The organism is Rosenbergiella nectarea (assembly GCF_900111105.1).
Taxonomy (GTDB): Bacteria; Pseudomonadota; Gammaproteobacteria; order Enterobacterales; family Enterobacteriaceae; genus Rosenbergiella; species Rosenbergiella nectarea.
The window spans coordinates 166,300-188,880 of sequence record NZ_FOGC01000005.1; the positions used below are offsets into that span (position 1 = coordinate 166,300).

Annotated in this window: 22 protein-coding genes; 11 read left to right on the forward strand and 11 right to left on the reverse strand. The window is 47.4% G+C overall.

Annotation, left to right across the window (positions count from 1 at the left end; all coding sequences use genetic code 11):
• Positions 1 to 90 precede the first annotated feature (90 nt).
• Positions 91 to 1,761, forward strand: a complete 1,671-nt coding sequence (locus BMX14_RS08000; RefSeq protein WP_092675411.1) for an AMP-binding protein — start codon at positions 91 to 93, stop codon at positions 1,759 to 1,761.
• A gap of 35 nt (positions 1,762 to 1,796) precedes the next feature.
• Positions 1,797 to 2,921: a ribonuclease D gene (gene rnd, locus BMX14_RS08005; RefSeq protein ID WP_092675237.1), complete on the forward strand. Its 1,125-nt coding sequence runs from the start codon at positions 1,797 to 1,799 to the stop codon at positions 2,919 to 2,921.
• 38 nt (positions 2,922 to 2,959) lie between these two features.
• Here rnd and minE read toward each other — a convergent pair whose 3' ends face one another.
• The 3 genes from minE to minC are packed head-to-tail and all read right to left on the reverse strand — an operon-like array spanning position 2,960 to position 4,789.
• On the reverse strand, positions 2,960 to 3,229 hold the full coding sequence (gene minE / locus BMX14_RS08010; protein WP_062812076.1) for a cell division topological specificity factor MinE: 270 nt from the start codon (positions 3,227 to 3,229) through the stop codon (positions 2,960 to 2,962).
• Positions 3,230 to 3,232: 3 nt separating this feature from the next.
• The gene (gene minD / locus BMX14_RS08015; protein WP_092675240.1) at positions 3,233 to 4,045 is read right to left on the reverse strand and encodes a septum site-determining protein MinD; all 813 of its coding nucleotides are present in this window, start codon (positions 4,043 to 4,045) and stop codon (positions 3,233 to 3,235) included.
• A gap of 33 nt (positions 4,046 to 4,078) precedes the next feature.
• Positions 4,079 to 4,789, reverse strand: a complete 711-nt coding sequence (gene minC, locus BMX14_RS08020; protein WP_092675243.1) for a septum site-determining protein MinC — start codon at positions 4,787 to 4,789, stop codon at positions 4,079 to 4,081.
• Positions 4,790 to 4,944: 155 nt separating this feature from the next.
• Between minC and BMX14_RS08025 the strand changes: the two genes are divergently transcribed.
• Positions 4,945 to 5,223: a YcgL domain-containing protein gene (locus BMX14_RS08025; RefSeq protein ID WP_092675245.1), complete on the forward strand. Its 279-nt coding sequence runs from the start codon at positions 4,945 to 4,947 to the stop codon at positions 5,221 to 5,223.
• An 84-nt stretch (positions 5,224 to 5,307) separates the two neighbouring features.
• Positions 5,308 to 5,745 (forward strand): YcgN family cysteine cluster protein, encoded by a 438-nt coding sequence (locus BMX14_RS08030; RefSeq protein WP_092675248.1) that lies wholly within the window; start codon positions 5,308 to 5,310, stop codon positions 5,743 to 5,745.
• 39 nt (positions 5,746 to 5,784) lie between these two features.
• On the opposite strand, the gene dsbB is transcribed toward BMX14_RS08030, so the two are convergent.
• Entirely contained in the window at positions 5,785 to 6,306 is a 522-nt protein-coding gene (gene dsbB, locus BMX14_RS08035; RefSeq protein ID WP_092675252.1) for a disulfide bond formation protein DsbB, read from the reverse strand.
• A gap of 457 nt (positions 6,307 to 6,763) precedes the next feature.
• Between dsbB and BMX14_RS08040 the strand changes: the two genes are divergently transcribed.
• Both BMX14_RS08040 and alr read left to right on the forward strand, forming a co-directional pair.
• Entirely contained in the window at positions 6,764 to 8,059 is a 1,296-nt protein-coding gene (locus tag BMX14_RS08040; protein WP_092675255.1) for a D-amino acid dehydrogenase, read from the forward strand.
• Between the two features lie 19 nt (positions 8,060 to 8,078).
• Positions 8,079 to 9,155 (forward strand): alanine racemase, encoded by a 1,077-nt coding sequence (gene alr, locus BMX14_RS08045; protein WP_092675259.1) that lies wholly within the window; start codon positions 8,079 to 8,081, stop codon positions 9,153 to 9,155.
• Position 9,156: 1 nt separating this feature from the next.
• Here alr and BMX14_RS08050 read toward each other — a convergent pair whose 3' ends face one another.
• Positions 9,157 to 10,359 carry a Bcr/CflA family efflux MFS transporter gene (locus tag BMX14_RS08050; RefSeq protein ID WP_092675263.1) on the reverse strand — a complete coding sequence of 401 codons (1,203 nt, stop codon included), beginning with the start codon at positions 10,357 to 10,359 and terminating at the stop codon, positions 9,157 to 9,159.
• Entirely contained in the window at positions 10,356 to 12,086 is a 1,731-nt protein-coding gene (locus BMX14_RS08055; RefSeq protein ID WP_092675266.1) for a potassium/proton antiporter, read from the reverse strand. Before BMX14_RS08055 ends, BMX14_RS08050 begins: the two co-directional genes overlap by 4 nt.
• A 249-nt stretch (positions 12,087 to 12,335) precedes the next feature.
• Between BMX14_RS08055 and BMX14_RS08060 the strand changes: the two genes are divergently transcribed.
• Positions 12,336 to 13,088, forward strand: a complete 753-nt coding sequence (locus BMX14_RS08060) for a MipA/OmpV family protein (protein ID WP_092675269.1) — start codon at positions 12,336 to 12,338, stop codon at positions 13,086 to 13,088.
• Between the two features lie 38 nt (positions 13,089 to 13,126).
• Here the strand turns inward: BMX14_RS08060 and BMX14_RS08065 are convergent, their stop codons facing one another.
• A complete protein-coding gene (locus BMX14_RS08065) occupies positions 13,127 to 14,002 on the reverse strand; it encodes a D-hexose-6-phosphate mutarotase (RefSeq protein ID WP_092675273.1) in 876 nt (291 codons plus the stop codon).
• A 56-nt stretch (positions 14,003 to 14,058) separates the two neighbouring features.
• Positions 14,059 to 15,057, reverse strand: coding sequence for a glyceraldehyde-3-phosphate dehydrogenase (gene gapA, locus BMX14_RS08070; protein WP_092675277.1), 999 nt, complete (start codon positions 15,055 to 15,057; stop codon positions 14,059 to 14,061).
• Positions 15,058 to 15,278: 221 nt separating this feature from the next.
• On the opposite strand from gapA, the gene msrB reads away from it, so the two are divergent.
• On the forward strand, positions 15,279 to 15,680 hold the full coding sequence (gene msrB / locus BMX14_RS08075) for a peptide-methionine (R)-S-oxide reductase MsrB (protein WP_092675281.1): 402 nt from the start codon (positions 15,279 to 15,281) through the stop codon (positions 15,678 to 15,680).
• Positions 15,681 to 15,687: 7 nt separating this feature from the next.
• Positions 15,688 to 15,969, forward strand: coding sequence for a YeaC family protein (locus tag BMX14_RS08080; protein ID WP_092675286.1), 282 nt, complete (start codon positions 15,688 to 15,690; stop codon positions 15,967 to 15,969).
• A 33-nt stretch (positions 15,970 to 16,002) separates the two neighbouring features.
• Here the strand turns inward: BMX14_RS08080 and ansA are convergent, their stop codons facing one another.
• Together ansA and sppA are read right to left on the reverse strand one after the other, a co-directional pair.
• Entirely contained in the window at positions 16,003 to 17,013 is a 1,011-nt protein-coding gene (ansA, locus tag BMX14_RS08085) for an asparaginase (RefSeq protein ID WP_092675289.1), read from the reverse strand.
• Between the two features lie 97 nt (positions 17,014 to 17,110).
• Entirely contained in the window at positions 17,111 to 18,985 is a 1,875-nt protein-coding gene (gene sppA, locus BMX14_RS08090; protein ID WP_092675292.1) for a signal peptide peptidase SppA, read from the reverse strand.
• A 169-nt stretch (positions 18,986 to 19,154) separates the two neighbouring features.
• On the opposite strand from sppA, the gene BMX14_RS08095 reads away from it, so the two are divergent.
• Together BMX14_RS08095 and BMX14_RS08100 are read left to right on the forward strand one after the other, a co-directional pair.
• Positions 19,155 to 19,706, forward strand: coding sequence for an NAD(P)H nitroreductase (locus BMX14_RS08095; protein WP_092675294.1), 552 nt, complete (start codon positions 19,155 to 19,157; stop codon positions 19,704 to 19,706).
• Positions 19,707 to 19,798: 92 nt separating this feature from the next.
• Positions 19,799 to 21,709, forward strand: a complete 1,911-nt coding sequence (locus BMX14_RS08100; protein WP_092675298.1) for a DNA topoisomerase III — start codon at positions 19,799 to 19,801, stop codon at positions 21,707 to 21,709.
• On the opposite strand, the gene xthA is transcribed toward BMX14_RS08100, so the two are convergent.
• Positions 21,706 to 22,515, reverse strand: a complete 810-nt coding sequence (gene xthA, locus BMX14_RS08105) for an exodeoxyribonuclease III (RefSeq protein ID WP_092675300.1) — start codon at positions 22,513 to 22,515, stop codon at positions 21,706 to 21,708. The two genes, BMX14_RS08100 and xthA, sit on opposite strands and share 4 nt — an antisense overlap.
• Positions 22,516 to 22,581: the final 66 nt, after the last annotated feature.

Sequence of the window (22,581 nt, forward strand, 5' to 3'; positions counted from 1 at the left end):
GGTTAGGCCTGAATTAATTAGCAACGTGCTTAACAATAAGGAGTTTACCCTTTTATGAATAGTCAGCAGTCTGCAGCATTAAGTCGAGGAATGGCTTCACCTCGAGGCGTTTCTCGACTTAATGCTGAAAATTCTTTTACTCAGCGTTACGACTCACTACTGGATATGTTCGAAACATCGGTTGCGCGTTATCCCGATAACGTCGCATTTTCGAACCTTGGGGCTTCGTTGAGCTATCGCGAGCTGGATAAGCGGAGCAGGGCGCTAGCCGCCTATTTCCAACATGAGTTGGGGATTACCAACGGTCAGCGAATCGGCCTAATGTTACCTAATTGCTTACAATATCCTGTCGCGTTATTCGCCATTATTCGTTGTGGCGCCATCGTGGTGAATATTAATCCTCTCTATACCGCTCGTGAACTGCGTCATCAACTTAAGGATAGCGGGATCGATACCCTGATTATTCTCAGTAATTTTGCGCACACGGTACAGCGGGTGATTACAGACATCCCGGTTAATCATTTGATTGTCAGTGAACTTGGCGATGAGCACCCACCACTCCGCCGCAAAGTGATTCACTTCACGCTGCACTATATCAAGAAGAAGGTGCCGAAGTGGCAGATCACTCATCAGCCTTATCGTGACTGTATGAAAAAAGGCCAAGACCTGCCTTATCGACGCCCGGAGCTTAGACCCGACGATGTTGCGCTCCTACAATATACCGGGGGCACGACTGGCGTCGCCAAAGGGGCGATGCTTACCCACGCAAATTTATTGGCCAATATTGAGCAAATTAAAGCGGTATATGGCGACTTATTGGTACCAGGCCAAGAGAAAATTGTCAGTGCGTTGCCGCTGTATCATATCTTTGCGTTGATGATTAATTGTTTATTATTTGTCGAGCAAGGGGCAAGCAATCTGTTGATCACTAACCCTCTTGATATGGATAGTTGGGTCGCATCGCTGAAAAAGGTCAACTTTTCGGTGATCTCTGGCGTCAATACGCTTTATGCGCGATTAGTCAACCATCCAGGCTTTCGTCAGTTGGATTTCTCTGCTCTGAAAATCAGTGTGGCCGGAGGAATGCCGATTCAACGTCAAGTGGCGACAGAGTGGGAGGATTTGACAGGTACCCCGATAATTGAAGGGTATGGGTTGACAGAATGCTCGCCTCTCGTCGCGGTCAATCCCTTAACGATAAGACAACACACCGGCACCATTGGCTTACCTATTGCTTCGACAGAAATTGTCTTACTCGATGAAAAGCTTTCCCCCGTGCCGGTAGGGCAACCCGGGGAACTCTGTGTGAAAGGGCCGCAAGTGATGAAAGGCTATTGGCAACACTCGGAGGAGACATCATTGGTCTTCGATACCGAGGGCTGGTTTCATACAGGTGATATCGCCATGATTACCGAGCAAGGACTACTGAAACTGGTGGACCGAAAAAAAGATATTATTATTGTGTCGGGATTTAACGTTTACCCGAGTGAAATCGAAACAGTACTCAATGAACATCCACATATTAGCGAAGCGGTTGCGGTGGGTCTTGCGAGTGATACAAGTGGCGAAGCGGTGAAGGTTTTTGTGGTGCGTAAAGAGCCAAGCTTGACTGAAACGCAAATTATTGTGTATTGCCGTGAGCAGCTAACGGGTTATAAAGTCCCTAAAATTATTGAATTTCGCGATGCGTTACCTAAGAACCCATTAGGTAAGGTCTTACGCCATGCACTGACTACAGTCACGCAACCTGAGCAATCATAGCCAGCGACTGTAGAACCCTGATACAGAGAGAAACTATGCTAAGTTATCGTTTTATAGAGACCGATCGACAATTAATTGACTGTTGCAAAGAGGCACGGCAAGTCGAAGCGGTCGCTTTGGACACTGAATTTGTGCGGACACGCACTTATTTCCCGTTATTGGGGTTGATTCAGCTTTACGATGGTCAGCATGTTAGCCTGATAGATCCGTTAAAGATTACTGATTGGCAACCCTTTGTGGAGATGCTGACAGATAAAAATGTGGTCAAATATCTCCACGCTGGCGGGGAAGATCTCGAGGTATTTTTAAACCGCTTTGACGTAGTACCGACACCTATGCTCGACACACAAATAATGGCAGCCTTCCTAGGTAGGCCCTCATCATGGGGATTTGCGGCGATGGTTGCGCAGTTTACCGGGATCCAACTGGATAAAAGTGAGTCAAGAACGGATTGGTTAGCCCGTCCATTAACCGAGAAGCAGTGCCAATATGCGGCGGCGGACGTAGAGTATTTACTCCCAATTGCCGAAAAGCTTCATCAACAAGCTGTGGTAGAAGAGCAACTCGCCTATATTGAAAGCGAGTGCGCATTACAAATTTTTAGACGTCAAATAGTCATTGACCCAGGCTTGGCATATTTAGATATTTCACAAGCTTGGCAATTAACGCCTCGGCAGCTAGCAATACTGCAAGGTTTAGCTGAATGGCGTTTACACTATGCGCGGCAGCATAATATGGCGGTGAACTTCGTGGTTAAAGAAGAGCTACTGTGGAAGACGGCACGCTACAGTCCATCCTCCTTAGCCGAGCTACGGGAGCTAGGGGCGATAGGCCCTGAAATCCGTTTCCATGGCGAGACACTGTTGGCTTTGGTCAGACAAGGCGAAGCAGTCAGCGCGGATGCATTACCTCGTCCAGTCAAAAATATTATCGATATACCCAATTATCGTCAGTTGTTTGCACAGTTAAAAGAGGCGGTGAAGCAGGTCAGTGCCAGCAGCGGGTATAGCCAAGAGATGTTAGCTTCACGCCGTCAGCTTAACCAACTGATTAGCGCACATTGGAAGTTGAAGGCTAGGGAAACTCAACCTGAGTTACTTTATGGATGGCGTGGGGAGTTATTGGCGAATTCCCTCAATGAGATATTAGCGCAATACTAAGTTAAGAAGAGCGGTAAAAAACCGCTCATTCTTAGCCGTTACTTTTCAGCTTCTTCCGCTTCAGGTAAGGTCACATTAAGCTCGAGAATGGAGATATCTTCTCCTTTCTGATCAAGTTGTACCGTTACCATATCAGGATCTATTTTTACGTACTTACAAATAACTTCTAAAATATCGCGCTTCAACTGAGGGAGATAATGCGGTTCGCTATCCCCACGGCGACGTTCAGCAACGATGATTTGTAAGCGTTCTTTCGCGATGTTCGCGGTATTTTTTTTTCGGGATAAAAAGAAATCTAACAGCGCCATGGTTTATCCCCCAAACAGGCGTTTTAGGAAACCCTTCTTCTCTTCTTCAATAAAGCGGAAGGGGCGTTCTTCGCCGAGCAAGCGTTCGACCGTATCACTGTATGCACGACCCGCATCAGATTCTTCATCAAGAATGACCGGCTCACCTTGGTTAGAGGCGCGCAGTACAGATTGGTCTTCAGGGATCACACCGACCAGAGGGATATGTAAAATCTCTAATACATCTTCCATGCTTAACATGTCACCGCGGTTAACTCGGCCCGCGTTATAGCGGGTTAATAAAAGATGTTCTTTAACTGGTGTCTCACCCTTTTCAGCGCGACGAGACTTGGAGGCAATAATACCAAGGATACGGTCTGAGTCACGTACAGAAGAGACTTCAGGGTTGGTCGTAATAATGGCTTCATCAGCGAAGTACAATGCCATTAACGCCCCAGTTTCAATCCCAGCCGGGGAATCACACACGATAAAATCAAAGTTCATTTTCTTTAATTCATTCAGAACTTTCTCTACGCCTTCATAGTTCAAGGCATCTTTATCGCGCGTTTGAGACGCGGGAAGGATATACAATGTTTCAGTACGCTTATCTTTGATCAACGCTTGATTCAAGGAGGCGTCACCCTGAATAACATTAACGAAATCATAGACCACACGACGTTCACAGCCCATGATGAGGTCAAGATTACGCAGGCCAATATCAAAATCGATAACGACTGTTTTTTTTCCTTTACGGGCGAGGCCCGTTGCGATGGCTGCGCTAGACGTGGTCTTGCCAACGCCCCCTTTACCTGATGTAACTACAATTATGCGTGCCATATTTCTTGATTTCCTTAACTTAAGAAAAGGGGTCTAATTTAGAGATTCAATAGCCAGTGTACCGTCACGTAAGGCTAAACGAGCTGCTTTGGTAAAAAATTCACTAGGAATTTGATCCATAATCCAATATTCACCCGCAATGGAAACGAGTTCCGCCGCGAGATGAGTACAAAAAATTTGTGCTTGCGTATCGCCACTCGCGCCAGCCAGCGCACGTCCTCGCATATTGCCATAGATATGGATGTTGCCATCCGCGACCAGTTCAGCCCCGGCGCTAACACTACTGGTAACAATGAGGTCAGCATTACGCGCATAAATCTGTTGGCCTGAACGAATAGGGGTGTCAACAACACGAGTGCGCAAGGTTTTGTCGTCTTCTTGAGCTTTGATCGGCTCAACAGGCTCTGGATTAGCAGGTGGGGCTTTCTGAACAGCCACTTTACCTTCATTCAGTAAAGGTGTTCCTAGCGAAGCAATTTGAGCCTTAAGCTGTTCGTCTTTGCATCCGCTAATCCCGACAATCTTTAATCCCGATTGTGAAACGGCCTCATGCATACTTTTCCAATCAACAGTGCTGTTTAACGATGCAACGTTAATCACCACAGGCGCATTCGCCAAAAAAGCAGGCGCTTGGGCAATTTTTTCCTGAAGCGCTTTTAACACCACGTCAGGCTGTGAATGATTTATATGGACAACAGAAAGTGTGAAGTTGCTGCCTTTGAGTTCAATGGGCGTCTGTGACATCTATACTTATTCAGTCCTGTGATTTTTTATACACCTTACCTGACTTTACGAAAGAGTAAAGTCCTGCATAAGGCTAATATTTTGTTAACCCTAAGCATGTTATAATCCTCGTATTCATCAGGCAAGCAACCGAGTTACATTATTCGGAGAAATTTATGATTTGTGCAATATATCGTAGTTCTTTACGGGACCAGACCTATTTGTATCTGGGTAAAAAAGATGATTTTAGCTGTGTCCCTGACGCGTTAATGAAAGGTTTTGGAAAACCACTGTTATCGATGGTCATTTCGTTAGAAGGCAGAGACCGCCTAGCTTCAGCGGATTTACGCAAAGTAAAGCAACAGCTTGCAGACCAAGGCTACTACTTGCAGATCCCGCCACCGGTTGAGAATCTGCTCACCCAACATTTAGCGACCGAATCGAAGGCTGGCTAAGATTCGTCTGTAAATGTCGTATTACCCATTTTGATGGGTAATGACTGATATAAGTGATGTGAACCTGTAATTTTGGATTGATTTATGACAATGCTTCCTTTTTGGCAAACAAAAAGTCTTGAGCAAATGAGTGATAGTGAGTGGGAGTCGGTTTGTGACGGTTGTGGTCAATGTTGCTTGAATAAGCTACAGGATGCCGACACCGATGAAATCTACTTCACCAATGTCGCGTGTAACCTTCTTAATATTAAAACCTGCCAATGTCGTCATTATGATAATCGCTTTGCCTACGAGCCAGATTGTATAAAATTGACGCGAGACAATCTGCCTACCTTCTCGTGGTTACCGAGAACCTGTAGTTATCGTCTATTAGCGGAAGGCCAGGACTTACCGGCTTGGCATCCACTGAAAGTAGGCTCCGCGAAAGCCATGCATGCGCAGCGAATTTCGGTCAGACATATCGCTGTGAGGGAAAGTGAGGTTAGGAATTGGGAGGATCATATTATTCCTAACCCGGAATAAATCCACTGGCCACGGAATATTCACTGTGGCCGTGTTATTTTATGGACGATTTTTTTTAGGGCAGGGCAGCTGTACTGCGAGGACCAGCAATCCTATCACAAACAATACGCCGCTTATTCCGACCAGCCACTGCGGCATTGTCATTGATAACCATTCCCAACCTTTATCGGTACAATTTCCCGTCGGCGTGAAAATGGCAGGGAACCAATGATTTAAGGGTAGCCATTGCGGAAATCTTGGTAAAAAATCACATGTCGCAAAGAGTGGCGGATGCAGTTGTAGCTGAGTTTGGTCCCAGGCTAAGGCAAAGGTTTTCGCTGCAGCAATCAACCAACCGAGAATAGCGATAAAACGTAAAGGCGTCTTCGGCGCAATGGCGCCAATCAATGCGGCTACGAGCAGCCCTGCCAGCGCTGCCCGTTGATAGACACAAAGCACACAAGGTTTCTGCCCTAAGAAGAATTGGAAACCTAACGCGGTGAGCTCCAACACTAATACCCCAGCAGCCAGTAATAACCATGCGCCTCTGTGTTGGGAGAAGAGTTTTAATTTCCGTAACATAACGTTCCTGTAGTCGAAAAGGGAAATACCGCCGAAGATAGTAGCAAAGAAAGCGATGGGATCCTATTAGTCATCTTTGTCGCATCGTATCCTTAGGCAGTCGTACCTAACGCTATGGCTACACCTCTTGCCTGAATACATCCGCACTCCCTTTTCATTAAATACTAGTGATAAATACTGATTTATTAAAAATATGTAGAACTTAAATCTATTCTTCTTCTTAAGTTAAATGCCAAATTTAATATAATTTCCAGTCTACAAAATAACCACTTTGACATTTCCACAGTATTTTCATTCGAAAAGTAAGCATAAAAAACTATGTTTTTAAATATGCGTTTTAATTATTGTATTTTTCTCTAAAAATAACGTCAAATAATGGGATGAATAACTCTGCGCCCTGTAGGCCATTTCACTAGATGGCGGCGTGTTTTTAGGTTTAATGTTCTGTGAGGGTTTTATGCGTGTGCTGATTATCGGTGGTGGTGTGGTAGGCGTGACAAGCGCTTGGTATCTCGCCGCAGCGGGCCATGATGTTACAGTGTTAGAAAAACAGTCTGGGGTGGCAATGGAGACTAGCGCGGGGAATGCTGGTCAAATTTCCCCCGGTTACGCAGCGCCTTGGGCGGCCCCTGGCATTCCGCTTAAAGCGATAAAATGGATGTTTCAGAAACATGCCCCCTTAGCGATTCGGCCAGATGGCAGTCGTTTCCAACTTTCATGGATGTGGTCGATGCTACAAAACTGTACCTTAGATCATTATCAAGAAAATAAAGCCAGGATGGTAAGGATCGCCGAATACAGCCGCGACTGTTTACGAGCGTTACGTCAAGAGACAGGCATCCTTTATGAAGGGCGGCAAGGTGGAACACTCCAGCTTTTCCGAACTGCACAACAATTCGATAATGCTGCCAAAGATATCGCGGTTCTTAAAGAGGCGGGCGTGCCTTTTAATTTACTTGAATCGCGCCTTCTTACGTCCGTTGAACCTGGGCTGGCAAACAGTCTTGATAAATTAACGGGCGGATTACAGCTACCGAATGATGAGACGGGCGACTGTAAGCTGTTCACGCAACGTTTAGCACAGCTTGCTGAACAAGCGGACGTTAAGTTTCTGTTTAATCAAGATGTTGAACGCTTAAGGGTGGACAACAACCGTATTACTTCGGTGGTGGCTAATGGTCACACGCTACATGCCGATGCCATGTTAGTGACGGCGGGTAGTTGGTCCACGTCATTACTTAAGGGACTCGTCGATATTCCAGTCTATCCACTGAAAGGTTATTCCATTACCTTACCGATCACGGACGAGACCCGCGCCCCAGTTTCGACAGTACTCGATGAAACCTATAAAGTGGCCGTCACACGTTTTGATCAGCGTATTCGCGTGGGGGGAATGGCAGAGATTGTTGGTTTTAACAGCGAACTCCCCGCGGCACGACGAGAAACACTGGAGATGGTGGTCAATGATCTCTATCCTAATTCAGCCTCCCTGGCTGAAGCCCATTATTGGACAGGGTTACGACCGATGACCCCAGACGGTACACCTATTGTGGGCAGGACTCCGATAAGTAATCTCTATCTGAATACCGGCCATGGCACGTTAGGATGGACGATGGCATGTGGTTCTGGCCGATTGATTGCCGATATTATCTCTGGCCGTACCCCGGATATTGCTGCAGATGATTTATCCGTTTATCGTTATCTACCTGGTTTTGAAGCACGAAAGTTACATTTACAGTCCCAGAGCGGCTGAGTTGAGGAGCAAGCTAACGATGTCTAGGCCGATAAGGGCAACTATCAATACTACCGCATTGAGCCATAATCTACGCACGATTACCGCGCTAGCCCCAGCAGCGAAGGTGTGGAGTGTGGTCAAAGCGAATGCCTATGGCCATGGCCTTGCGCGCTGCTATCAAGCATTAGCCTCGACGGATGGGTATGCATTGCTCAACTACGAAGAAGCTATTCTGCTCAGAGAGGCGGGAGTGGCACAGCCAATCTTGTTGTTAGAAGGTTTCTTCAAACCTAATGATTTAGCATTGATTGAAGCTTACCAGCTTACCGTGGCGGTACACAGTGATTGGCAACTGCGAGCCTTAGCCGACTACCCGGCGAAAAAGCCAATAGCCGTTTATTTAAAAATCAATAATGGCATGAACCGGTTAGGCTTTTCGCCTGATAAGGTTCGGACTGTATGGCAGACTCTGAAAACACTGCCTGCGGTGGGAGATATCACGCTAATGTCACACTTTGCGCGAGCAGATGAAGGCCCTGCCTTCATTCGAGAACCCTTACAGCGTTTAGAACAGGCGACGGCTACTCTTCAAGCACCACGTTGCTACGCCAACTCGGCAGCAAGCTTGTGGTATCCCGAGACCCACCATCAATGGATCCGGCCGGGCGTGGTACTGTACGGCGCTTCACCGACGGGGTGCGCCATCGATATTGAGCCTTTCGATCTTCGTCCAGTCATGACGTTGAGTAGCGAAATCATTGCTATTCAACAGGTTGCTGCAGGAGAGGGGATTGGCTACGGTCACCGTTATACCACTACGACCGCCCAGCGTATCGGTATCATTGCCTGTGGCTATGCGGATGGCTATCCTCGACATGCGCCTTCCGGCACACCCGTCTGGGTAGCCGGAAAACGGTGCAAAACTGTCGGAACCGTATCGATGGACATGCTTATGGTTGATCTTACCGACTGCCCCGACGCGACCATTGGTAGCGTTGTAGAGTTATGGGGAGCACAATTGCCTGTCGATACTATTGCACAAGCGGCTGGAACGGTAGGTTATGAGTTATTAACCTCGGTCACTCAGCGCGTCCCCTTCACGGTAATCTCTTAGCCTAGTTGAGTGAGGTGAGTGATCCTTTGATTTTTAAACTGGTCAACCAAGCGATAGTGGCCAGCATCCCACCCAATAACATCATAATGGCGAGTGCAACGTAGGGGGATAGCGGTAATAGTAATACCACTAAGCTCCCTCCTGCACCACCAGCCATCTGAATAAAGCCTAATAGCGCTGACGCGACCCCCGCATTGTGTTGAAAAGGGGATAGGGCGTAACTGGTCGCCGGACCCATAATAAACGCTAGACCGGCCACGGATATTGCCACGGGGATCATATAGCTCAACCAGTGCGCAAGAATGGCTGGGGCCAACAAGTAAGGCTCAGAGAAAAGGATGACTCCTGCAATGAGCATCGATAATGCCCCGAGAAGTAAACAGAATGGTCGGCCGCATTTTGGGATAATACGATTGGCTAACGCACTGACGGCCATTATCCATAAGCCGTTTACCCCGAAAATAACCGAGAAGCTGAAAGGAGATAAGGCGTCCTGTGCCATTAACACCGTAGGGGCTAACGAGACGTAGGTCAATACCATTCCTAGCGCACTGGCGATGGAAAAGGTAAATGCCAGAAACGCCGGTTGCTTTATAATCGATGCATAGGTACGGGCGGGGAAGATGGCACTGCGATGGGTTGAGTCAGGACGCGTCTCGGGCAGCCACTTATAGACGATGATCATCAATAATAAGCCATACAAAAATAGAAAGCCGAATGGCGCACGCCACCCCCAATAATGCGCTAGCACCCCGCCGAGCAGGGGTGCCAGTGCGGGAACGATATTTAACGAACCATTCAGAAAGCTGTAAGCGCGCGCGGCATCGTCACCTTCAAGCCTATCCCGCACGCCACTAAAAGCCACCACGGCGGTGCAACACACTGCCATACCTTGAATAATACGCGCGGTGAGAAATATCGGCCAGTTAATGGCTAAGGCTGCAAGGGCGCTACCCAGTAGATAGAGCCCCAGCCCGAACAGGGCGATAGGCTTGCGCCCGTAATTATCGACTAAAGGCCCGGAAACTAATTGCCCAATCCCCATGACCAACAAAAATAATGGGATGGTTAATTGTATGTGGCTGACCGGTGTCTGTAATCCTGACGCTATGTAAGGAAGCGTAGGCAGGAAGAGATCTATTCCTAACGGCGAAAGTAAAACTAAAGCTAATAATAGGGCAATAAAATAGCGTGGCGAGATCATGACTCTTCTTCTTCCAATATACGTAAACCGACACGTGAAATAGTGTCATCATCTTTTTCTGCAACAGTCAGAAGTAGCTCAGACCATTGCAAGGCATCACCCACCACCGTATTACGGCCTAATTTTTCAACCATTAATTGGGACAAATTTTTATCCTGAACGTCTGCGCGAGTTAATGTCAATCCGTAAACCGAAGCAACCTGTTCTAAAGACGCTTGACCATCCAGGATAAAGTCACCGAAGAAACGTTGGTCGAGATCAACCGGAGGTGTTTGACTGAACATGTTCCCTAGCGCGGATAAATCACGTTCGCGGCCAATAACACATAAAATATCATTTTCGCGCAGACGAGTGGAGCCGCGAGGATGCATTAATACATTATCTCGAAATAGAGCCGTAATTCGGGTGTGTTCTGGCATTTTGAGTTCTCTCAGCGGCGCATTAATACACCAATTTTCAGAGCCTAATTGGTAAACATATTGCTCCCACGGGCTATCAGGATGAATATCCAAGCTATTGCGTTGGAACGGATAGACAGTACGCGGCACGATCACTTTAGCAAATTTTGCCGCAAAGGATAACGTACTTCCTTGCAGCAGCAGGGATACCATCACCACAAAGAAAGCAATGTTGAAATAGAGTGAGGCGTTGTTCAGACCCGCCATCATCGGGAACACTGCAAGAATGATGGGGACCGCACCTCGCAACCCGACCCAGCTGATGAAGAACCGCTCACGCAAACTAAAACTCTTGAAGGGAAGTAGACCGGCGAATACTGAAAGGGGCCGGGCGACAAAAATGAGCCATAACGAGAGCAGTAAGGCTGGTAGCGCAATTTTCCAGAGGTCGCTCGGGACCACCAAGAGTCCCAATACAATGAACATCCCAATTTGGCTAAGCCAGGCTAAGCCATCAAAAATTTGGGTGATCCCTGTACGGTTACGAATACCGCTATTTCCTAGCCAACAGCCCGTTAAATAGACTGCAAGAATACCACTGCCCCCCAGTAGAGTGGTCAGGGCGAAAACCAGAATACCGCTGCTAACGGCTAGCAGGGGATAAAGTCCTGCTGGCAGGGATATGTGGTTGATAAGCCGCTGTAAGGTGAATCCGCCCAGCAGACCGATGATAATGCCTAAACCAAATTCACGCACCAAGTGGATAATAAAACTCGAATCAATACCGTGGTGGTGCTGCGGGATCATTTCGATTAACGTGACGGTTAAGAAGACCGCCATCGGGTCGTTGCTGCCAGATTCAATTTCTAGGGTCGAACTTACCCGTTGGTTTAAGCCTTTATCACCGATCAAAGAAAAAACGGCCGCGGCATCGGTTGAACCAATAATGGCACCGATTAAAAACCCTTGCATTAAATCGAGATGAAAGAGGTAGGCGGCAAGAAGGCCTGTTAACCCAGCGGTGATGAGCACACCGACTGTCGCTAGGGATAATGAGGGCCAAATGGCGATACGAATCGAACTAATACTGGTACGCATCCCGCCATCGAGCAAAATGACGGCTAAGGCGAGGTTTGAAACGAGATAGGCGACAGGATAATTATTGAAAACAATCCCACCGATACCTTGTTCGCCGGCGAGCATTCCTAAAACGAGAAAGATGACTAGGATAGGAATGCCTAACTTAGACGAAAAGGAACTCAGTAAAATACTGGCGGTGACGAGTACCGAGCCGATAATAAACAAACTATTGATTGTATTTGAATCCATTTTGGCCCATTCCTAACACCCGCTGAAGTTATCAGAGTATTACATATTTTGGGCCATCTGTGTGCCCCTTATTGGCGGCGCCGAGAATAAGAAAAATCCTATTTTATAGGGTTTTTTCATAACATCAGAATAAATAACTAGTTTTAATACTAATAAGCCTTTTATTATCAATATTTGACAAGAATAATTCGCTAAAATCATTTTTCTTAGTGCGTAATCTTAGGAAGTAAGTTAATTCAGGATGTGAACATGTTAAAAAAACAGTTTGTTTTAGCCGCCTCGTTGGCTGGCGCGAGCCTTTTATTTTCGCAAAATCTTTTCGCTCAACCTCTCTCAGTCGGTGTCGCTGCGGTGTGGTCTGAATCGCCTTATTACAATACCAAAAACCGGACTGTCCCCTTACCGCTAATTAATTATCAAGATGAGAACGTCTTTTTCCATGGTCTAGAGGCTGGATACTACCTCTATCATGGAAATGCCGACCAATTCTCGATTATTGCTAACACGACTGGACAATATTTTAACCCACATCGTGCGCACCATAGCGCAATGAGAGGTCTTGATAAGCGTCATCTAACGATGATGATGGGCGGAGAGTGGACGCATGTTGCCACGTGGGGGGTAGTGAAAACGGCGTTGACTGGCGATGTACTTAACGAAAGTAATGGTTTGGTATGGGACACTAACTACCATTATCCATTACAATTTGGCGCACTGTCTCTGATCCCTGGAGCGGGCGTAACGTGGCAGAGCGCTAACCAAACTGATTACTACTATGGAGTTTCAGGTAAGGAATCGCGTCGCACAGGGATTGACCGTTACAAAGCTGACGACAGTTGGTCCCCTTATGTGGATATCAGTGCGACCTACCAGTTGACTCGCGATTGGACAGTCGTTGCTGGCGCTCGCTACACCCATTTCGACAACGAAATCAAGCATAGCTCAATGGTCGATAAGTCAGGACAAACTACCGTATGGACGGGTGTTAACTACCAATTCTAATTCGGTACTCTCCCAAAGTTGGCTTTGGGAGAGTGTTATTAAAATGGTTGTGGAGTAATAGTTACCGTCAATTCTGCTGGAGAAGTGTCAGTTGTTATAAATGGCTGGCCTATCCGTGCAGTTTCCACACAGACCATCGTCTTATAGCCCTCATCGCTCATGTCGGCCATCGATTGAGAGAGGGCTGCTCCGGGATTCCAAGTGACAACGTCACTATATCCTTGGTGCTGAATCTTTATTGCGCGTTTTAGCTGAGGATCTTTAAGAATTGATTCGGCGGTAGGATGCGTAAAGATACGATCGACCTCGCCATGATAGGTCTGTTCACCCTGTTGTGAACCTAGCGCGTTACCCTTCACTTTATCGATGTAGCGATCGCCCAAGCCGCTTACCCTTACCGTCTCACTATCACCGACATTGAAATAACTATGCAAGGCGGCGGTCGACTCGACGTTACCTGCAATCCTTAGGGTAATCTGACAAGATTCGCCGCTTAATACGGCCGCTAACGTTAGGTCAAAATCATGGGGCCAGAGTGCATGCGTTTGCGCTGAGTGAGTTAACTGCATCGACACCTCTACCTGCTGTGTAGATTCTTGGCAATCGCCCAACTGCCACTCTGAGGTTCGAGCAAAACCATGAGAAGGCTTACCCGCGGGACCAAACCAAGGCCAGCAAATAGGAATGCCGCCACGAATGGCCTTTCCTTGCGAGAATTCTGTGCGATCGCTTAACCAGATAACAGCAGGCTGGTTTACCGGCTGCCATGCTATCAATTGCCCGCCTTGCAATGAGAAGGCCGCGCGGAAGCCGGGATGCTCAATAATAAGCAGTGTTAACTCACCTTGTTGACGAAGAGAGCAGAAGGGGGAGAGTTGCTCAACAACAGGAAGTGTAAAGAGGGATGACTGCATAATTATCTCCTAAAAAAAAAGGCGACCGAAGTCGCCTTATTCACAATGTGAACGAATTATTTGCCTGCAACCAGCGCAACTAAATCGAGAACTTTGTGAGAGTAACCTGTTTCATTGTCATACCATGAAACCAGTTTAACGAAATTATCGTTCAGTGCGATACCCGCTTTCGCGTCGAATACCGACGTTAAGGTTTCGCCGTTGAAATCAGTCGAAACAACGTCATCTTCAGTGAAGCCTAAAACGCCTTTCATTGCGCCTTCTGAAGCCGCTTTGATCGCCTGGCAGATTTCTGCGTAAGACGCTTTTTTCTCTAAACGCACGGTCAGATCGACAACCGATACGTTAGGGGTTGGGACACGGAAAGCCATACCCGTCAGTTTACCATTTAACTCTGGTAACACTTTACCTACTGCTTTCGCCGCACCGGTAGAAGAAGGGATGATATTTTGGCTTGCACCACGTCCACCACGCCAGTCTTTGTGAGAAGGGCCATCAACTGTTTTTTGTGTTGCGGTGGTTGCGTGGACAGTGGTCATCAGACCTTCGATGATACCGAAGTTGTCGTTGATCACTTTCGCTAACGGTGCTAAACAGTTAGTGGTGCACGATGCGTTAGAAACGATATCTTGACCAGCATATTTGTCGAAGTTTGCACCACGAACAAACATTGGCGTTTCATCCTTAGATGGGCCAGTCAGTACGACTTTTTTAGCGCCAGCAGTGATGTGTTTACGCGCTGTTTCGTCAGTCAGGAAGATACCCGTTGCTTCAGCAACCACATCTACCCCTACTTCGTTCCACTTCAGGTTAGCTGGATCTTTTTCGCTGGTTACACGGATTTTTTTACCGTTTACAATCAGCGCGCCATCTTGCACTTCAACGGTACCGTCAAAACGACCGTGGGTTGAGTCATACTTCAGCATGTAAGCCATATATTCTGCGTCTAACAGATCGTTAATCGCGACGATTTCGATGTCTGAACGTTGTTGTGCAGCACGAAACACAATGCGACCGATACGGCCAAAACCGTTGATACCTACTTTGATAGTCATATATTCCACCAGCTATTTGATAGTGAATAAAAGGTTGGCAGTAAAATTACAAAAACCGCCTCATACGTCAAGCTTAATCGTGTCAATTACTGTGGGAAATCAATTATGAAGTCTTTACAAAAAAGCGTTCAGCTTAGGCTTGGTCCTAATGTTCGAAAAAAAACGCTAATTTGTTATGCATTTGTTATAATGTAATCTTGGACTGTTTAGTGGAATGTATTATGAGCAACGAGCCATCATCTTTGTCTTCTCTCAACGAAATGCAGCGCTATGTTACGCAGGAGAGAGGAACAGAACCCCCTTTTAGCGGAGCATTACTGCATAATCAGCAAGAAGGTTATTACCATTGTATTGTCTGTCACTCGCCTTTATTTTACTCTGACACCAAATACGATTCCGGTTGTGGCTGGCCGAGTTTTTATCAACCCGTTTCGGATGATGCCATCCGTTACTTGGAGGATAATAGCCATAACATGCACCGTATCGAAATTCGATGTGGTCAATGCGAGGCTCACTTAGGCCATGTTTTTCCTGATGGACCTCAGCCAAGTGGTGAACGCTACTGTGTAAACTCCGCATCATTAAACTTTACCGATGCAGCGGGGAGTCAAACGAAAGGATGAGGCCGAGATGAGTGCTGATTTACAGCGTGTGTTAGCGGAGATGACACCAGAAGTTTATCAACGTCTGGTGACTGCCACCGAGACGGGGAAATGGCCGGATGGTGTGGCATTAACACCGAATCAAAAAGAGCATACTTTGCAGCTTGTCCTACTGTGGCAGGCGCGCCATAACGATAATCCCCAGCATATGTCGGTTGCGAAAGGTGGAGAAATGGTGATGAAAAGTAAGCGGCAACTTAAAGAAGATTTCGGTATTGTTGACGATGTCACCCGTATTAGCCTCGATTAAAAAATAAGGGTGCTCCGCGGCACCCTGATTCGTTTACTCGCTCAGTTCACCGCGCAGATTACGTTGCATTAATTGACGGATCGCTTCGGCAGGCAATTGTTGAGAAAGCAAATAGTGTAACTTGGTCAATGCGGCTTCAACGGTTAAATCGCTACCGCTGATGACGCCTGCTTGCTCTAAAGCATTCCCGGTGGCGTAGCCTCCCATATTCACTTTCCCGGACATGCATTGTGTCAAATTCACCACAACAATCCCCCGCTGGTAAGCTTCGGCTAATACCGCGATGAATGCCGCAGATTGAGGCGCATTGCCCACACCATAGGAACGCAGAATTAACGCTTTTACCGGTTGGCGTAGGAAGTTACTGACGACATCGGGAGAAATCCCCGGATAGATAGTGACTACTCCAATCGGTTGTGGCGTGATGGGGTGAACAATCAGCTCACCTTGCTTAACCGGTGCCGGGGAAGTGTTGAGTTTTTTGATATGAATACCGGCCTCGAGGAGTGGCGAAAGATTCGGCGAGGCAAAAGCATTAAAGCCATCCGCATGGGCTTTGGTCGTCCGGTTACCTCGGAATAATGTGTTATTAAAGAAAAGTCCCACCTCGTTTATCGGATAATTTGCGGCGACATACAACGCATTGAGCAAGTTTTGCTGCCCATCAGAGCGTAATTCTGCAAGGGGAATTTGTGACCCTGTCACAATAACGGGTTTGCTAAGATTCTCAAGCATAAAAGAGAGCGCCGACGCGGTAAACGCCATGGTGTCTGTGCCATGAAGGATAACAAAGCCATCGTACTCATCATAATGTTCACAAATATCCTCAGCAATGACTTGCCAATCTGCCGGCGTCATATCGGAAGAGTCCATTAACGGCGTGTACTCATGAATAGTGAATGCAGGCATTTCATGACGATGGAACTCAGGCATCAGTTCCAGTTGCTGTTGTAAATGGCCAGAGACCGGAATATAACCGTGCGCGGAACGCTGCATACCAATCGTTCCGCCTGTATAGGCAACATAAATATTTTTTTTCTGCATAACGGACACCGAGTAGCGGGATAAAGTAAAAAATAATGCTGGAGTATAGAAACTTCATCGGAAGAAATACAGCCCGACGGATGTCGGGCTGAGAGGGTCAATTGACCACACCACAGTTTACGCACCAGGCGTAACGGTTTTGCGGATCACCTTGCTGATTGAACAGCCCAGGCTGCTGTTGTGCTTTACTCATTACTTCTGACAGCGGAGTAGGCAACCAGGCTTTTACTTGGTCAGGAAGTCGAGCTGAAGCCGAGGCTTGCATCTGCGAGAATAAGGTATCCATCCAAGAAGGGTCTTGTTGTACCCACTTTAAGGAAACCTTTTGCAGATGAGCTAAGGATTGAGCCTTATTGACCGCATCATCAAAGTCGCCTAAAGCGTCGACCAGACCATTTTGTTTAGCATCCTCCCCCGTCCAAACGTGGCCTTGGCCGATTTCATTAATCTGCTCTGGGGTTTTATGACGTGATTGGGCAACCAAATCGATGAAGTTACGATAACCGTTCTCAATCGTTAATTGCATTAATTGTGTCACTTGATCAGGTAAGGCCTTGGTCATCGAGATATCGGCTAAAGGCGAGGTTGACACGCCATCGGTATGGACACCGACAGAACTCAGCGTATTCTCGACAGTATTGATCACACCAAAGATACCGATAGAGCCGGTCAGCGTCGTCGGGCTGGCGATAATGTAGTCGGCAGGGGTGGAGATCCAATACCCCCCCGATGCGGCTAGGCCACCCATTGAGACCACGATAGGCTTACCTGCTTTTTTCGCTGCCATCAACTCTTCGCGAATTTGTTCGGACGCCGTGACACTACCGCCTGGGCTGTTGACTCGCAGAATAATGACTTTAATCGCGGGATCGAGACGAGCCTCCCGGATCTGTTGCGCGGTCGTCTCGCCGCCGACATTTCCATCACTCGCAGGTCCATCCATGATCGCGCCATTCGCCACAATGACCGCAACATTAGGTTTGTCATTATTCGCTTTCGCTTTCGCTGGCGCTGAATAATCATAAATACTGACCTGCTTAAAGGACTTTTGCTGAGTATCCCAACCGAACTTTTTACTCAATTCCTGTTCTACGTCTGCACGGCTTTTTAGTCCATCGACCATACGCGCTTCCAACGCATACTTGGCCATGTCGCCACCGTTAGCTTTCAGTGCAGCAATGATCGCGTCTGCCCCAGGGAAGAGTTGCTGAGGTGTCAGGTGGCGATTAGCCGATACAGTACTGAGATAGCTTTGCCACAATTGCGTAATCCAACGCGTATCGGCATCGCGGGCAGCAGGAGACATATCATCGCGTAGGAAGGGTTCGACGGCAGATTTATATGTCCCGACGCGGAACACGTGTGAGGAGACCTTAAGCTTGTCTAACAGGGCTTTAAAATAGAGATTATTGGTTGCCATACCATGCAGATCCACGGCTCCCTGCGGCGAGAGGTATAAATGGTTGGCATAGCTCGCCAGATAGTATTGGGCTTGGGTATAATTATCTCCATAAGCGTAGATCGGCTTACCGGAAGCACTAAATTCCTTTAAGGCTTTCCCCACATAGTTCAATGCCGGTTGGTCGCCACCTGCGAAATTGTGCAGATCGAGGACTATCCCCGTAATTGACTTGTCGTTTTTCGCTTGGCGAATACTATCGACCAATTCGAACAGCGCATTCTCTTGACGAAGTTTACTATTCGCCCCCAGAAATTCTTGCCCCAGAAGCTTAGTGATTTTTTTATCTTGCGACGGCTGTTCCACTATAACGCCATCCAGGTTTAACACTAAGGCTTGCGTCGTATTCACTGTACGGGTCGGTGTTGAGTCGTGAGAAAACAGTCCCCATATCGCAATCCCACATAACATCAGGACAAGTAAGAAAAGGTTAAGGATACACTCTCTTACGAAATTGATAATACGCCATAGGCCACTCAAAACCCTGACGATAATCCGCCACGCAGTGCGCATAAATTCTCCATTTATTTATAAAATCTAATACTTACACGGTCCAATGAAAAAACTTGTCATCTATCCTAATTAGACCAGGGTGAAAAGTCAGCAGTTAATCATCAAATACTGTTAGAAAGCCTACTGATATGTCAGACTTCAATAAACCACCACCGTTAAGGGGAATAGTATGGATTCATTAGAGTTACTCTTACAGCGCCGTTCGGTCTCTCGATTGACCTCTCCTGCACCAGAGGGTGAAGTGCTCGAGGCTATATTACAAGCCGGAGCGCGCGCGCCGGATCATGGTGGGCTAAAACCTTGGCATTTTACGTTGATCCACGGTTCGGGATTAGAGCGTTTCAGTGCATTACTTCGTAAAGTGTCGATTGATGACCAGCTTGATGAGAAAGCCATCGATAAAGCCACCCAAGCGCCATTTCGTGCACCCTTGATTATTACTGTGGTTGCTCGTTGCCAAGCACATCATAAAGTGCCTGAATGGGAACAGGTGGTGAGCGCAGGCTGTAGTGTAATGGCAATGCAAATGGCCGCCCAAGCACAAGGGTTTAATGGGATTTGGCGTTCAGGTGCATGGACCGATCATCCGACAGTGCGCCAAGCCTTCAATTGCCAGTCCCATGACAAGATAGTCGGCTTCCTATACCTTGGCACACCTCAGTTTGCCGCGGTATCACCCGTACAACCTATCGATCTTGGCCCTTATGTCAGCGAATTCTGACAGTAAATTGTTATCAAATCGGTAATAGTAGCGTGTTGATTGTCTGCTAAACGATCACTCTTTTTTACCAAGATTAAGGAATATCTTTTTCTATGCGAGTGTTTATTGCGGAAAAACCCAGTCTTGCCCGCGCCATTGCCGATGTTCTTCCAAAGCCTCACCGCCGTGGAGATGGCTATATCCAATGTGGTTCGCAAGATATTGTCACCTGGTGCGTTGGGCACCTCCTCGAACAGGCACAACCCGATCACTATGATCCTCGCTATGCGCGTTGGGCGCTCGCGGATTTGCCGATCATTCCCGAAAAATGGCAGCTGACGCCCCGTAACGATGTTAAAAAACAACTCACTACCATAGGGAAACTCTTGGCCGAAGCCACACAAGTTGTGCATGCTGGAGACCCCGACCGCGAGGGGCAGTTATTGGTCGATGAGGTCATCGATTACTTGGGATTACCCGCAGATAAACGACAACAGGTACAACGCTGCTTAATTAACGACCTTAATCCACAGGCGGTGGAGCGGGCCATAAAGCAGTTAAGAAGTAACAGTGAATTCGCGCCACTCTGTATCTCCGCACTGGCGAGAGCGCGTGCCGATTGGCTTTATGGGATTAATATGACGCGTGCTTATACCTTGTTTGGACGACAAGCAGGATTTGATGGTGTGCTATCGGTCGGAAGAGTCCAAACCCCTGTGCTCGGGCTGGTGGTACGGCGTGATGAAGAAATCGCGCATTTTATTGCCAAAGATTTTTTCGAGGTGAAAGCGTTTGTCTTGGCAGATAACCAACCTTTTACGGCGACTTGGGTGCCTAGTGACGCTTGCGAAGGTTGGCAGGACGAAGAAGGGCGGTTACTTAATCAGAGCCTAGCTGAACATGTGGTGGCACGGATAACGCAACAACCGGCTAAGGTGACACACTATCAAAATAAAACGGAAAGTGAGACCGCGCCTTTGCCTTTCTCGCTGTCAAGCTTACAAATTGAGGCGGCGAGGCGATTTAATCTGGGTGCGCAACAAGTGTTAGATATTTGTCAAAAACTCTATGAAACGCATAAGTTAATTACTTATCCTCGTTCGGACTGCCGTTATCTCCCCGAAGAGCATTTTGTTGGGCGTCAATCGGTGATTGATGCGCTGCAAACTCATCTTCCAGACTATCAATCCCTACCCGATGAGATCGATCTCAGTCGACGTAATCGCTGTTGGGATGACAAAAAGGTCGACGCACACCATGCCATAATCCCCACCGCTAAACGAAACGCCGTTAAGCTCACTGAACATGAAAAGAATGTCTATGGACTGATTGCCCGACAATATTTGATGCAATTTGCGGAGGATGCGCAATACCGTAAATGTGTGATTGAGCTTGAGATAGCAGGGGGAAAATTCGTGGCTAAAGCGCGCTTTCTCTCCAGTGCAGGTTGGCGTGTACTGCTCGGGGCAAAAGAACGTGACGAAGAAAACGATGGGGCAGTTTTGCCGGTGGTCGCGAAAGGGGACATATTACATTGTGAAGGTGGGGAGGTTGTTGCGAAAAAGACCCAACCACCCAGACATTTCACTGATGCGACATTGCTATCTGCCATGACGGGAATCGCGCGCTTCGTACAAGATAAAGCACTGAAAAAAGTGCTTAGAGAAACCGATGGGTTGGGGACTGAAGCGACGCGAGCAGGGATCATTGAGTTATTATTCAAACGCGGCTTCTTAGAAAAAAAAGGACGTTACATTCACTCTACAGTCGTTGGCCGAGGACTCATTCATGCATTACCTCAACCCTCTGCGGCGCCGGATATGACCGCCCAGTGGGAATCGACGCTAACCCGTATCAGTGAGAAGCAATATCGTTACCAAGACTTTATGCAGCCGTTGGTAGACACTTTACATCAATTGATTGGCCATGCTCGGCAAACGCCGCCAACACGGGTATTGCGGGAGTTAGCCAAACACTCTCCCGCCAAACCCGCCTATAAAAAGCGGGTAGCGAAGAAAGCTTAGAGATCGAACTCTGACCATACCGGTGCATGGTCAGAGGGTTTTTCCATTGAACGCAGTGGGTAATCAATCCCACTGGCAATAAGACGTGCATCTAACGGAGCACTCGCAAGTAATAAATCGATGCGTAAGCCGCGATTATCATCAAAGCCCTTCGAGCGGTAGTCAAACCATGAAAATTGGTCGTTAACCTCAGGGTTGATTCGACGCCAGGTATCCGTTAATCCCCAACCTAACAGAGTCTCCATCCATTCGCGTTCTTCAGGCAAAAATGAGCATTTACCGGTTTTTAACCAGCGCTTACGGTTAACTTCTCCGATACCAATATCGTCATCCGTCACACTAATATTGACATCTCCCATGACTAATACGAACTGTTCGGGACTGAGTTGCGTTTGCAGATGTTGTGTGAGATCAGCGTAAAATTTTTGCTTCGCAGGGAATTTAGTGGGATGGTCGCGACTTTCACCTTGTGGAAAGTAGCCATTTATTACCGTAACACTTTCACCGGATGGGGTAGGGATCTCGGCCATAATAATACGACGTTGCGCTTCATCGTCGTCAGTCATAAAGCCTTTTTGTACGGCGAGAGGTTCAACCTTCGTCATCAGTGCCACACCGTAGTGACCTTTTTGACCATGATAGAAGACGTGATACCCTAGCGATTCAACGTCTGCGAGGGGGAACATATCATCGTGAACTTTAGTTTCTTGAAGGCCAATCACATCAGGCTGATGTTGCTCAACTAATGCAGCAAGTTGGTGTGGGCGGGCACGAAGGCCATTAATATTGAACGAGACAAATTTCACGTCGACATCCTAATTCATTCAGTTTCCGTTATGGTAACGAGATTTGAAGGGAATGTCATGGATGAG

Coding starts and splice junctions, on each gene's coding strand:
- minE (WP_062812076.1), bottom strand. CDS start 3,229: ATGGCGCTGTTAGATTTCTTTTTATCCCGAAAAAAAAATACCGCGAAC.
- BMX14_RS08065 (WP_092675273.1), bottom strand. CDS start 14,002: ATGCAGTCATCCCTCTTTACACTTCCTGTTGTTGAGCAACTCTCCCCC.
- minC (WP_092675243.1), bottom strand. CDS start 4,789: ATGTCACAGACGCCCATTGAACTCAAAGGCAGCAACTTCACACTTTCT.
- alr (WP_092675259.1), top strand. CDS start 8,079: ATGTCTAGGCCGATAAGGGCAACTATCAATACTACCGCATTGAGCCAT.
- BMX14_RS08055 (WP_092675266.1), bottom strand. CDS start 12,086: ATGGATTCAAATACAATCAATAGTTTGTTTATTATCGGCTCGGTACTC.
- BMX14_RS08050 (WP_092675263.1), bottom strand. CDS start 10,359: ATGATCTCGCCACGCTATTTTATTGCCCTATTATTAGCTTTAGTTTTA.
- BMX14_RS08060 (WP_092675269.1), top strand. CDS start 12,336: ATGTTAAAAAAACAGTTTGTTTTAGCCGCCTCGTTGGCTGGCGCGAGC.
- rnd (WP_092675237.1), top strand. CDS start 1,797: ATGCTAAGTTATCGTTTTATAGAGACCGATCGACAATTAATTGACTGT.
- BMX14_RS08025 (WP_092675245.1), top strand. CDS start 4,945: ATGATTTGTGCAATATATCGTAGTTCTTTACGGGACCAGACCTATTTG.
- BMX14_RS08080 (WP_092675286.1), top strand. CDS start 15,688: ATGAGTGCTGATTTACAGCGTGTGTTAGCGGAGATGACACCAGAAGTT.
- BMX14_RS08100 (WP_092675298.1), top strand. CDS start 19,799: ATGCGAGTGTTTATTGCGGAAAAACCCAGTCTTGCCCGCGCCATTGCC.
- gapA (WP_092675277.1), bottom strand. CDS start 15,057: ATGACTATCAAAGTAGGTATCAACGGTTTTGGCCGTATCGGTCGCATT.
- dsbB (WP_092675252.1), bottom strand. CDS start 6,306: ATGTTACGGAAATTAAAACTCTTCTCCCAACACAGAGGCGCATGGTTA.
- sppA (WP_092675292.1), bottom strand. CDS start 18,985: ATGCGCACTGCGTGGCGGATTATCGTCAGGGTTTTGAGTGGCCTATGG.
- BMX14_RS08030 (WP_092675248.1), top strand. CDS start 5,308: ATGACAATGCTTCCTTTTTGGCAAACAAAAAGTCTTGAGCAAATGAGT.
- msrB (WP_092675281.1), top strand. CDS start 15,279: ATGAGCAACGAGCCATCATCTTTGTCTTCTCTCAACGAAATGCAGCGC.
- minD (WP_092675240.1), bottom strand. CDS start 4,045: ATGGCACGCATAATTGTAGTTACATCAGGTAAAGGGGGCGTTGGCAAG.
- BMX14_RS08095 (WP_092675294.1), top strand. CDS start 19,155: ATGGATTCATTAGAGTTACTCTTACAGCGCCGTTCGGTCTCTCGATTG.
- BMX14_RS08040 (WP_092675255.1), top strand. CDS start 6,764: ATGCGTGTGCTGATTATCGGTGGTGGTGTGGTAGGCGTGACAAGCGCT.
- ansA (WP_092675289.1), bottom strand. CDS start 17,013: ATGCAGAAAAAAAATATTTATGTTGCCTATACAGGCGGAACGATTGGT.
- BMX14_RS08000 (WP_092675411.1), top strand. CDS start 91: ATGGCTTCACCTCGAGGCGTTTCTCGACTTAATGCTGAAAATTCTTTT.